The 11,588-nt window shown below is 63.9% G+C and carries 9 protein-coding genes; 7 read left to right on the top strand and 2 right to left on the bottom strand.

The features are described from left to right. Window position 1: 1 nt before the first annotated feature. From QY325_11000 to QY325_10970, 7 genes are all read left to right on the top strand, one after another. Window positions 2–226, top strand: a complete 225-nt coding sequence (locus tag QY325_11000) for a MoaD/ThiS family protein (protein ID WKZ65288.1) — start codon at window positions 2–4, stop codon at window positions 224–226. Then, the gene (locus QY325_10995) at window positions 223–696 is read left to right on the top strand and encodes a molybdenum cofactor biosynthesis protein MoaE (GenBank protein ID WKZ65287.1); all 474 of its coding nucleotides are present in this window, start codon (window positions 223–225) and stop codon (window positions 694–696) included. Before QY325_11000 ends, QY325_10995 begins: the two co-directional genes overlap by 4 nt. An 81-nt stretch (window positions 697–777) precedes the next feature. Then, on the top strand, window positions 778–1,695 hold the full coding sequence (gene moaCB, locus QY325_10990; protein WKZ65286.1) for a bifunctional molybdenum cofactor biosynthesis protein MoaC/MoaB: 918 nt from the start codon (window positions 778–780) through the stop codon (window positions 1,693–1,695). 200 nt (window positions 1,696–1,895) lie between these two features. Continuing rightward, a complete protein-coding gene (locus QY325_10985) occupies window positions 1,896–2,285 on the top strand; it encodes a GxxExxY protein (GenBank protein WKZ65285.1) in 390 nt (129 codons plus the stop codon). 131 nt (window positions 2,286–2,416) lie between these two features. Further along, complete coding sequence (locus QY325_10980; GenBank protein WKZ65284.1) at window positions 2,417–3,325, top strand: NAD-dependent epimerase/dehydratase family protein; 909 nt, start codon at window positions 2,417–2,419, stop codon at window positions 3,323–3,325. Between the two features lie 78 nt (window positions 3,326–3,403). Then, complete coding sequence (locus QY325_10975; protein WKZ65283.1) at window positions 3,404–6,535, top strand: two-component regulator propeller domain-containing protein; 3,132 nt, start codon at window positions 3,404–3,406, stop codon at window positions 6,533–6,535. 11 nt (window positions 6,536–6,546) lie between these two features. Then, window positions 6,547–7,182: a response regulator transcription factor gene (locus QY325_10970; GenBank protein WKZ65282.1), complete on the top strand. Its 636-nt coding sequence runs from the start codon at window positions 6,547–6,549 to the stop codon at window positions 7,180–7,182. A 72-nt stretch (window positions 7,183–7,254) separates the two neighbouring features. Here the strand turns inward: QY325_10970 and QY325_10965 are convergent, their stop codons facing one another. Together QY325_10965 and QY325_10960 are read right to left on the bottom strand one after the other, a co-directional pair. Next, the gene (locus tag QY325_10965; GenBank protein ID WKZ65281.1) at window positions 7,255–9,351 is read right to left on the bottom strand and encodes a GEVED domain-containing protein; all 2,097 of its coding nucleotides are present in this window, start codon (window positions 9,349–9,351) and stop codon (window positions 7,255–7,257) included. A 32-nt stretch (window positions 9,352–9,383) separates the two neighbouring features. Next, a complete protein-coding gene (locus QY325_10960) occupies window positions 9,384–11,495 on the bottom strand; it encodes a GEVED domain-containing protein (protein WKZ65280.1) in 2,112 nt (703 codons plus the stop codon). Window positions 11,496–11,588 lie beyond the last annotated feature (93 nt).

The following is an 11,588-nucleotide window of genomic DNA, read 5'->3' as shown; positions in this document are numbered from 1 at the left end:
CATGAGGGTCCTCTTGTTCGGCATGATTGCGGAGCGCGCCGGCACCGATTGCTTGGAGCTGGTAGCCGCGGACACGGCCGAGCTGAAGGCCTTGCTCGCTGCACGCGTCGAAGGGTTGAATGAGCTGAGCTATGCTTTGGCCGTGAACCGCGTGATCGTGAGCGGGGAGGTGTCCTTGTCGGGAGATGAGGAGATCGCCGTGCTGCCACCATTCGCAGGAGGATGAGTCCCGAGAAGAAGCACAAGGCGAAGGACATCTTCGTGGAAGGGCCGATCGATCCGGCCTTCATCGCCACGAGCATCGCCAAGCACGCCACCCGCACGGACATCGGTGCGCACGAGATCTTCCTGGGCCAGGTGCGGGCAGACCAACGTGATGGACACGGCGACGTGAACGTCGCCCGTGTCATCGCCATCGAATACACCGCCTACCGCGACATGGCTCTGGAGCGCATGACCGCCATCCGCGAGGAGGCCTTCACGAAGTGGCCCAGCATGACCTGCCTGCACGTGCACCACAGCCTGGGCACGATCAAAGCCGGCGAGCTGTGCTTCATGGTCTTTGCCAGTGCCCCGCACCGTGCTGCGGTACGTGAGTCCGTCGCCTGGGTGGTGGACCGCATCAAGGCCGAGCTGCCCATCTTCGGGAAGGAGATCGTGGAGGGTGGTGGGCATATTTGGAAATCCAATGGATAGGGTGAATGGTCATTGGCGATTAGCGAATGGTGCCGATCCTGGTTCCATTCACCAATGACCATTCACAATTCGCCTGCATTCATGATCGACATCACCCACAAGCCCACCACCCTGCGCGAGGCCACGGCCACGGCGCTGGTCACCGTGAGCGACGCGGCCACCATCACGGCCTTGAAGGAGAAGCGCGTACCCAAGGGCGATGTGCTGGAGAGCGCCCGTGTGGCGGCCTTGTTCGGGGTGAAGAAGACCCATGAGCTGATCCCCGATTGCCATCCGCTGCCGATCGAGCATGCGGAGTGCACGTTCGCGGTGGGGGAGATGGAGGTGATCGTCACCATGCGGGTGCGCACCATCTACCGCACCGGCGTGGAGGTGGAGGCCATGCACGGTGCCAGTGTCGCAGCGCTCACCATCTACGACATGCTCAAGCCCATCGACAAGGGCGTGGTGATCGCGGGCATCCGGTTGCAAGAGAAGAAGGGCGGCAAGAGCGATTGGAAGGACCGTTTCGATGTGCCCGTGAAGGCGGCCGTGCTGGTGATCAGCGATGGCGTGGCCAGCGGGAAGAAGGAGGACAAGGCGGGCGCGGCGATCGTGGAGCGGTTGAAGAAATTGGGTGTTGAGGTACCCGTGCAGGCCGTTTGCGCCGATGAACCCGAGGAGATCGCCAACATGGTGAAAGCATGGTCAACCGAGGGCCTGGACCTCATCCTCACCACCGGTGGTACTGGCCTCTCGCCCCGCGACCGCACGCCCGAAGCCATCGCACCCCTGCTGGACCGCGAAGTGCCGGGCATCATGGAGGCGGCCCGCAGCTACGGCCAGGAGCGCATGCCCTGGGCCATGATGAGCCGCGGCGTGGCCGGCATGATCGGACGAAGCTTGGTGATCACCCTGCCCGGATCAACCCGCGGTGCGCAGGAGACGATGGATGCCCTATTCCCCTTCGCGCTGCACGTGGTGAAGGTGCAGGAGCATGCATTCAGACATGGTCTATGAGTTCACCGCCAAGACGCGAAGAGCGCAAAAGATGGCAAGCGTAAGGGAATGGGATGAGTTCACCGCGAAGACGCGAGCAGCGCAAAGGATCGCAAGCGTGAATGGGAAGAGTTCACCGCCAAGACGCGAAGAGCGCAAGGGATAGAAAGCGTGAATTGGTCAACACGCAAATGACCGAAAAGAGGCCAGGACCAGAGGACATGGAGCTCAGGGAGAATGTGATCGCGCGCATAGCGGTTGATGCGATGATCGAAGTGCATCGTGAATTGGGCCCTGGGCTCTTGGAGAGCAGCTACCAGCACTGTCTGGCCTATGAGCTTCACCAGCGCGGACTGAATGTGGAGTCCGAGGTGGCCCTGCCGTTGGCCTTCAAGGGAGTAAAGCTCGACGCCGGGTACCGGATTGATCTTTGGATCGAACGCACGGTCATCGTGGAGGTCAAGTCGGTGGACGCGCTGCATCCGATCCATACGGCACAGGTGCTCACGTACCTGAAGCTCAGCGGGAACCGGTTGGGCTTGCTCGTGAACTTCAACGAGAAGCTCGTGCGGGATGGCATCCGTCGCTTGGTCAATAATCTCCCGGAGTAATTTCGGACATGAGTTCTTTGGGGCTCTTTGCGTCTTGGCGGTGAGTCAAGGCAGCCGAGTCCAGCCAGCATAGAGACAACCTTTGCGCTCTTCGCGCCTTTGCGGTGAGTCCTACCTAAAGATCTGGTTCCATGCAGACCATCCTCGGCGCCAACGGCGTCATCGGCAACGAGCTCTCCAAGCTCCTACCCAAGTACACCGACAAGGTCCGGCAGGTTAGCCGCCACCCGAAGCAGGTGAGCGCTGCCGATGAGCTGTTCTCCGCCGATCTGCTGGATGCCAATGCCGTGAGCGAGGCCGTGAAGGGCAGCGACGTCGCCTACCTGGTGGCCGGGCTGAAGTACGATGCCAACGTGTGGGCCGACCAATGGCCGCGGGTGATGCGCAACGCCATCGATGCCTGCAAGCGCCACGGCACCAAGCTGGTCTTCTTCGACAACGTGTACGCCTACGGCCGGGTGGACGGTGTGATGACCGAGGACACGCCCTACAACCCCTGCAGCAGGAAGGGTGAGGTTCGGGCGCGTATCGCCACCACCTTGATGGACGAGGTGAAGCGCGGTGAGCTGCAGGCCATTATCATCCGTGCGGCCGATTTCTACGGACCGCACGCGGCCCTGAGCCTCACGCACGCCACCGTGTTCGAGCGGCTGCGGGCGGGCAAGACCCCGCAGTGGGTGGGCAACGCCAGAACCGTGCACACCTTCACGTACACGCCGGATGCCGGAAGGAGCGTCGCGTTGCTGGGCAATACGCCTTCCGCCTACGGGCAGGTGTGGCATGCGCTCACCAGCAAGGAGGGCATGACCGGTGAGCAGTTCGTACGGATGGCCTGTGAGCTGGCCGGCAAGCCCTACGCGATCCAGGTGGCGCCGGGCTGGATGCTCGCGCTGATGGGCCTGTTCGTGCCCGTGCTGCGCGAGAACAAGGAGATGATGTACCAGTTCGAGCACGACTACCGCTTCGACAGCAGCAAGCTGGAGCGGGCGCTGAACCTGCAGCCCACGGACTATCGCACGGGCATCAAGGCCACGCTGTAAGGGCTTTGCCGGGAGCGGGCACGTTCCATCTAACTTGGCGGAAAAGGAGAGCCAAGGGCGATGAGGCGCTCATCCCGAATGCATCTGCTCGCACTCCTGGGCGCGGCCTTCGCCCTTGAAGCGTCCGCCCAGTTGGTGGCGCCCAGCCTGCGCACCATCACCATGCGCGATGGGCTCTCGAGCGACCATGTGCAGTCGTTGGCCGTGGACGGTCGTGGATACCTGTGGGTGGGCACCTCGGATGGCCTCAACCGCTTCGATGGCCGACGGGTGAAGGTGTACCGCTACGAGGGCCGCCCGGATGCGCTGCCCGGTGACAAGATCACGGCACTCGTTTGGGATGGTTCCCGGTATCTGCTCGTTGGTACGAACGCGCCTTACCTCACCCTGCTCGATCCGTTGGCGGATACGCTTCAGCGCGTGCCGCTGCCCATTCCGGCCTACTCCGAACATGGGGAGCAGCGGGTCACCGATCTGCTTGTGGGTTCCACCGGCCGGATCTGGGTGGCCCATGGTGCACGCTGCTTGAGCCTGTTCGATCCGGTCCATCGACGCTTCACCACCACGGAGATCGCACCGCCGGCACCCACCGCACGATCGCGCGAGGTGATCAGCGGCATGCTGGAGGATGCGCAGGGCATTCTCTGGCTCTCCACCTTCAGCGGCGTGGTCCGCTTCGATCCGGCCACACGCACGGCCACACCCTTCCCCCTGAAGGCGGTGAACGGCCATCCTGGGCACGGTTATGCGTTCCAAGTGCGCGGCATGGTGGATGAGGATTCCACCCTGCTCATGGGCACCTGGTCGGAGGGCATCTTCCGGGTGCGGAAGTCGGACGGCAGTGCCACCTTGTTATGGCCGGATGTCCGCCATGCCCCCACGTTCGTGGACCACATGGTGCAGGACATGGTCCGCGTGGGTGAGCAGGTGCTGGTGGCCACCATCGACCAGGGGTTGCTCCGCTTGGACCCGCGCACGGGCCGTGTGGAACACTATGATCGTTCGCTGGACGAGGCCGATTGCCGCAAGCGCGAGGACCTCTTCGCGGGTGCTTCACGGTTGCTGGTGATGGATGAGGTGGTCTGCATCGGCTCCTACACACAGGGCGTCGCGCTGCTTTCCGACCGGAACAACATCGCGCAGGGTTTCCACCTGCCCGATGAGCCCGCTGCCGATCTGATTGATGAGGTGCTGGCCGTTCACCGCGATGAGGGTTCCGGGAAGATGCTGGCGCTGTCGCACCGCAGGGGCCTGTTCGTGCATGATGCGCAGGGGCGCCAGACCGATCTGATCGCCTTGCCGCATGCCTCGGGTCGGCGCTATCTGGACCTGTTGGAACTGGATGCAGGGCGTTACCTGCTGTCCTCGATGGACGGTGCACTGCTGGCCGATATCCGGACGGGTGCGTTGGGACGTCCATCCTTCGTTCCACCGCGATCCGTCTGTGCCGGGCCTGTCTGGTGGTCCCGTGGCGATGGTGCGCAAGGGATCTGGTGCATGACGGGATCGAAGGGGCTGTACCATCTCGACACCCTGGCCGGCGAATGCCGCGCGTTGGCCGAGGTGTTCCCGGAGGTGGCGGCCTTGCTGGGGAATTGGCCCTTGGATGTCTTCACGGATCGTGCCGGACGGACGTGGTTCCTGAGCGCCACACAGGCCCCGGTGGTGCTCTTCCCGGATGGCCGCGTGGAACGTCTTCGCTCACCGGTGGGGCTGGAACCCTTCGAGGTGAGCGACATGGCCCAAACACCGGACGGCCGTCTATGGCTGGTGGTGAAGCACACCGGCCTGGTGCGGATCGACCCGGATGCTCCGGTGAACGGTCCGCTACAGCTGCACGATGCCAGTGCCGGACTGCCGACACGGAACCTGCTGGAAGTGGTGGCCATGGCAGATGGGACCCTGTGGTTCACGCGGCCTTCGGGGTTGATGCACTGGGACCCTTCCACGGGCCGTTCCCGCCTGGTGTCGCGTGCGGATGGATTGCCGGTGAGCCCGCTCAATCTGGACGACGGTCATGCTCCGCTCCAAGGCCCCTTGCTCGCAGGGGCATGGGAAGGCTTCGTTGTGCTGCGCAACGATGCGGTACTGCCGACGCTTCCACCATCGATCCAGGTGCCTGGCGTGTGGGCGATGGACAGCCTGCTATCCGCGCATGCGGACCTTGCAGCTGATCGGACCTATGAGGTGCCGCACGACCATGCGCGCATCACCCTGCAACTGCGCAGCACCAATCTGGTGGATCCGCAGCGCGATGAGTTCGCTTATCGGCTGGTGGGTGCGGACACTGCGTGGGTGGCGATGCGACCTGAGGACCGTCTGACCTTCAACAGCCTGGCACCGGGCACCTATCGGCTGGAGCTGAAGGCCCGCACCAATCGAGGCCCCTGGGGCGGGATCACCACGGTGCGGTTGCGCGTGCTGCCTCCGTTCTGGGCCACCTGGTGGTTCCGTGCGCTGATGGTGCTTCTGGTCGGGGCGCTGGTGTGGATCGCCTTTAGGATCGTTCTGCGCATCCGTCTGGCCCGGCAACGTGCGGTGCTGGAGCGTGAGCGCGCGGTGCTGGAGGAGCGCATCCGCATCGCACAGGACCTCCACGATGACCTCGGAAGTGGACTGGCCTCCATCGGCATGGAGAGCGACCTGGCCCAGTTGGAGTTGGAGGATGCCCGTGCCCGCGCGCTGCTGGAGAAGGTGGGTGATGGTGCGCGACAGGTGAGCGACAACATGCGCCGCATCGTTTGGGCGCTGGGCTCCGGCCAGGAGACGCTCGGTGATCTTGTGGCGTACGTCCGTGGCTTCGCGGCCGAGCTGCTGGACCAGCGGGGTATCGTGCTGCACATGACGGCGGAGCTGGAGGAGCCTTTGCTGAAGCTTTCGGTCGATCAGCGCCGGCATCTGTTGCTGCTCACCAAGGAGGCGCTGAACAACGTGGTGCGCCATGCCGGTGCGGAGAACGTCACCATCCGGATCGTACAATGTGATGGTCAACTGGAGTGGTTGATCGCCGACGATGGCCGAGGATTCGACCCGGCGCGGAGCAGGACCATGGGGACGGGCAGCACCAGCATGCAGGCCCGGGCACACGCGTTGGGTGGTGCGCTCAGCGTGGACACGGCGCCGGGTGAGGGCTGCCGCCTGACGCTGCGCGTCGCCTTGTCCGGGACGGGGGTACTAGAACACAGCCATGCGACCGTCCGTCCAACCTGAACTTGCGCACCATGCCAGCACCGTTCCGCATCGGGATCGTTGAGGACCTGCCCCAGGTGCGGCAGTTCCTGCAGCAGGTGATCACCAGCGCCAAGAATATGGAGCTGGTGTGCATTTACCGTTCGGCCGAGGAGGCGTTCCCCGCCATCACGGAACAGCAGCTCGATGTGGTCATTACCGACATCGGCCTCCCGGGCATCACGGGCATCGACCTGCTGCGCAAGCTGAAGCCCTTCATGCCGGCCACCCAGTTCATGGTGTTCACCGTGCACGATGACGACATCCGGGTGTTCGAGGCCTTGAAGGCCGGCGCCAACGGGTATATGCTGAAGTCCTCCACGGCGATCGCTCTGCTGGAGGGCATCCGCGAACTGATCAACGGTGGTGCGCCGATGAGTGCCAGTGTCGCACGCCGGCTGGTGGATCATCTGCGACCCGCGCCTGGGCACCGTGAACCGGAGCATGAGGACCTCACCGCGCGTGAGCGGGGTGTGCTCGACCTGCTGGCCCAAGGTCTGCTCTACAAGGAGATCGCGGCCCGCGAGGGCATCTCCATCAGCACGGTGAAGCAGCACATCCACAGCATCTACAAGAAACTGCATGTGGGGAGCAAGGAGGAGGCGCTGGAGAAGTACCGCAGCCGTTGACCGGTTCGTCTGTTCGACATGAGAAGGGGCGGCCAATCGGCCGCCCCTTCTCGTTGATGACGCGTAGCGCGCTCAGGGAGCCATGATCACGGTGCGACCACTCCATGTACCCGAAGGACTCCGCAGTTGCACGAGGTACGACCCGGCGGCATGCGGGAGGTGCAAGGGTGTACGATCATGGAGCACCGTGCTACTCTGCACCACACGACCTGAGGCATCGGTGATGAGCAGCCGCGCGCCAAGCCACGATGCAGTGACCTCCAGCCATTGCTCGCCCTGTGCAGCACCAAGTACTTGTGGTTCGACGTCGTCCTGCTCGCTCACGGCGGTGTTCACGTCGATGAATACTGTGTAGTCCTCCGTCTCACCTGCAAATGCCGGATCGCAGGCGCCGATCGGCCCAGCGGAGGCCAGGGCGCGGACACGTAGACGGCGCGCACCGGGCAGGAGGCCGCCTGGCACGGTGAAGTTGATGGTCTGTAGGGCCGGTCCGGCGGCAGCGTAGCCGATCTGTTCGCCAGCATCGTCCCAGTCGCCATCGCCGTTGTAGTCGATGTACGCCGCCACCTCGGTCTGTCCCGGAGCACCCACTTCAGCGGAGAGCGAGTAGGCGGTCCCCATGATCAGCGTCGTGCTCTCGTCGGTACGGTCGTGGTATTCCATGGCATAGCGGCCTTGCGGGCTCACTGCGTTCAAGGTGTTTAGCGCGATGGACGCGAGATGGTCGTCATACACGGTCCAATAGTCGTTCACCGGGATGCATGGACCGTCGGCATCCACCACCATCACACGGATGTCCACGAGCTCACCGTCCCCTTCCACATCGCCTGAGCAATCCTCGGGCACGATCACGCCGCTCGCATGACTGCGTACGCGGAGCCAGTGCTGTCCCGGAGCACAGTCGGCGGGCACGACGAGGATGAGCTTGAAGGTCTGGTCGGGCACCGACGAGGAGGCCGTGAGCAGCCAGTCCGATGCTTCGAACAGACCATCATCGTCCATGTCCAGGAGCACATCCGCGACGCTTCCCGCCTCCCGGAACCCCATGCTCAGCGCATAGGAGGAGCCGCGCACGAGCGTGGGTCCGGGCAGGTGCCGGACATCCGCATAGGGCCATGCCTCAGGGCCGTTCGCATAGGTGGTTCCAGCGAAGTCCACGAACGACAGGGTGCGCCCGGTGTTGCCAGGAGTGACGTTCTGTACCGGCAGGCAAGGCACGGGGGCCTCGCTGAAGGTGAGCGTCAGGTCGCGCGTTTCGCCATAGAACGCATCGCTGCACGGGGTGAGGCCAGCCCCATCGGCAATGCGCACCCGCAGGCGGTAGTGACCGGGGAAGCGGTACGGATCAGGCACTGAGAAGGTGAAGGTGACTTGTTGGAAGGGCGCCGTGGTCTCCTGTTCGCCGAGGGCTTCACCCGGACCATCGTAGCTGCCATCGTTGTCCCAGTCGATCCAGGCGGCGATGGCATCGAACTCGTATTCGCCACTGGTGATCTGCAGTACATGGCTGCCGCTGATCGTAAGGGCGGTGCCGCGGTGCAGGGCATCCGTGTAGGCATGTACGGGCGCCGCGCTGGTGAGGTCGAGGTCCCCGATGGTGATGGCGCTGATGTAGTCACCATCGCTCATGCCGTAGGGCACCAGGGGGATGCAGTCGAGCGGGCCGGCGATGCGGATGGCGTAGTCCTCGGTCTCGCCGTAGAGGTATTGGATGCACGGGTCAGGCGGTATCTCGCCGTAGGCGCAGCGCACACGCAGGCGGACGTAGCCGGGCCTTGCATCGCCGGGCACGAAGACGTCCATGGTCAACACCTCTCCTACGGCCGTGTTGTTCACCGCACCGATGAACTCCTCCGGCTCGAACGCACCGTCCTGGTCGATGTCCAGCCAGGCCATGTAGCGGTCATTCACATAGTTGCCCGCCGTGATGGTGAGCGTATAAGCCGACCCGGGTTCCAGGGTGGCCATCAGGTTGGGTCCGAGGTAGGAGTAGTCGTGGTAGTCCACGCCGTTGACCAGACCAGTACTGGCATCCAGGTCGACCAGTTGCACGCGTTGGATGAAGTCCCCCTCATCGGGCCCTGTGGGACCCGGTTCGGGGATGCAGTAGGTCTGTGCCTGCAATATGCTGGCGGCGAGCAGACCGAAGAATGAGATGAGGTGGCGCATCGTGTCTGTGTGGTTGATGTGGAGTGCTCGCCTCAGCGGGTCAGTTGCGCGAAGCGGCCGGTCCAGCTGCGATCGCCCTGCTGCAGCTTCAGCGTGTAGATGCCGGATGATCCCGATGGCAGCGCGATGGCCTGGTGGGTGTGCGTGATGGTGCCGGACCACAAGCGACGGCCGGCGGGATCGAGCACCTCAGCGCTCGCGCCGGACCACGAGGCATCGCTCAAGAGCCAGGTGCCTTCCACCGAACCATCGGCGATCAGCTTCGGCTGTGCGGCATCCAGGCTGGCGATGCCCGTGTTCGTCTCCACCACCACGGTGTAGTCCTCGGTCTCGCCGAACTCCGAGCCCGCGCAAGCTGTCGCTGTTGAGCTGGGGAACGCTCGTACGCGCATCCGCTTCGGCCCAGGGCTCACATTGGGCACGGTGAAGGGGATGTTCACCGTGGAGTAGCTGCCGCCCGCGCTGAATACCCCGAGGAATTCACCGGGGCCCTCCCAGGTGCCATCCTCATCCCAATCGATACCGGCTCCGAGCCAATTCGTGGCATTCGCGCCCGAGGTGATCGACAGCACCTGCGCGGAACCGATGGGCACGCTTGTGCTCAGGGACGTGTAGTCGTGGTACTCCGCCTGCGCAAGACCTCCTGTACCGATGTTGCTCAGGGTATTCAGTTCCACGCCGTCGATGAAGTCGCCGAAGAGGGTCCAAAAGGTGCTCTGGGGAATGCACGGGCCGTCAGGGTCCTGCACCGTGACACGGATGTCCATCATGGTGCCCAACGTGTTCAGTTGGAACGCGCAGCCATCGGTGGGCGGATCCACCGGTGAGGCGCTACGGGCACGGATCCGCAACCAGGTGTGCCCGACCGGCGTGGTGCTCGGCAGCAGAAAGCTGAAGCTGCCGTCGCCGAAGTCGGAACCGATGTATTCGCCCGCATCGCTGAAGTCCCCATCCCCGTTGAAGTCCATCCAGGCTTGGGTCTGATTTGGGAAACCACTGGTGATGGTCGTTGTAGTGGTGCTGAGCGACTGGGTGGTGCCACGGACCAGCGCGGATCCCGGTTCCAAAGCCATTTGGTAGCTCGAGAAGTTCCAAGGCGATGCTGTCCAAAGGTGACCGTTCAGGTCCACCGTGGCGATCTGAACGGCCGGGAACAAGCTGCCCACGCCTACCGGACAGGGGCCGCTCGGCAGTGCGATGGCAACAGTCAGGTCGATGGTCTGTCCGAAGTTCTGTGCGTTGCAGGGGTTGGGCGTGTCGCCGAACCACAGCCGGATCCGTAGGCGCACTTGCGGTACATCCGGGTAGTCCGTCGGCACGGTGAAGGGGATGCTCACCGTCTCGAAGGCCGTGCTCGTGGTGGCCACGCCCAGCAGCTCCGGGCCCCAATCGCCGAACACGCCGTTGCCCGACCAGTCGGCCCACACGGCGATGCTGTTATCGGTGTACTCGCCGGAGGTCACCTGGATCACCTGGTTGCTGCCCAGGTCGAGCACAATGGCCCCGGCCCATGTACGGTCCTCGTAGGCACCCTGCACGTTCACGCTGCTCGATGCACCCGCCAGGCTTATCGCGGTGATGCGGTCCCCTTCGGTGGAGCCGTACTGGGTGAAGGGCACACAGGGCGCTCCATTCTCCAGCACCACCAGGTAGTCCTCGGTCTCCCCATAGAGGAAGTTGGCACAGGGGTCGGCGGTGGCCATGTTGTAGGCGGCGCGCACACGCAAACGGGACACCCGGGGGAGGAGGATATCGGGTGTGGTGAACGAGAAGAGCATGGCCTGTCCCGCGCTCGTGCTCACCTGATCGGCCACCAGCTCGATTGATTCGAAGTCCTCATCGCCATCGTAGTCGATCCACGCCGCATAGCGGGTGCCCACGAAGGGGCCGGCGGTGATGGTGAGGAAGTAGGAACTCCCGGCCTGCAGACGGGTCCACCGGCCCGGGCCCGTGTAGGTATAATCCTGGTATGAAGCGCCTGGGGTGAAGGACGTTGGGTTATCAATGGCCTCAGCGCCACCCATCAACACCCCGGCCACGTAGCTGCCGCCATCGGGGCCGAAGGTGGTGGTGGGAGTGCAGGGTTGGGCCAGTAAGCGGGGAGAAAGGCCAACGAGCAGAGCGAGGGTCAGCGTGCGGATCATGGGGTTCGGTATGGTGCACCAATGTGGAGGTGATCCATCCCGGATCGGGTGTGTTCTAGAACACGCCATTTCTGCGCGGAAAGGGTTGGAGTT

It is taken from the genome of Flavobacteriales bacterium (assembly GCA_030584065.1).
In the GTDB taxonomy this organism is placed as follows: Bacteria; Bacteroidota; Bacteroidia; order Flavobacteriales_F; family PHOS-HE28; genus PHOS-HE28.
This window is presented reverse-complemented; position numbering and strand designations above follow the sequence as displayed.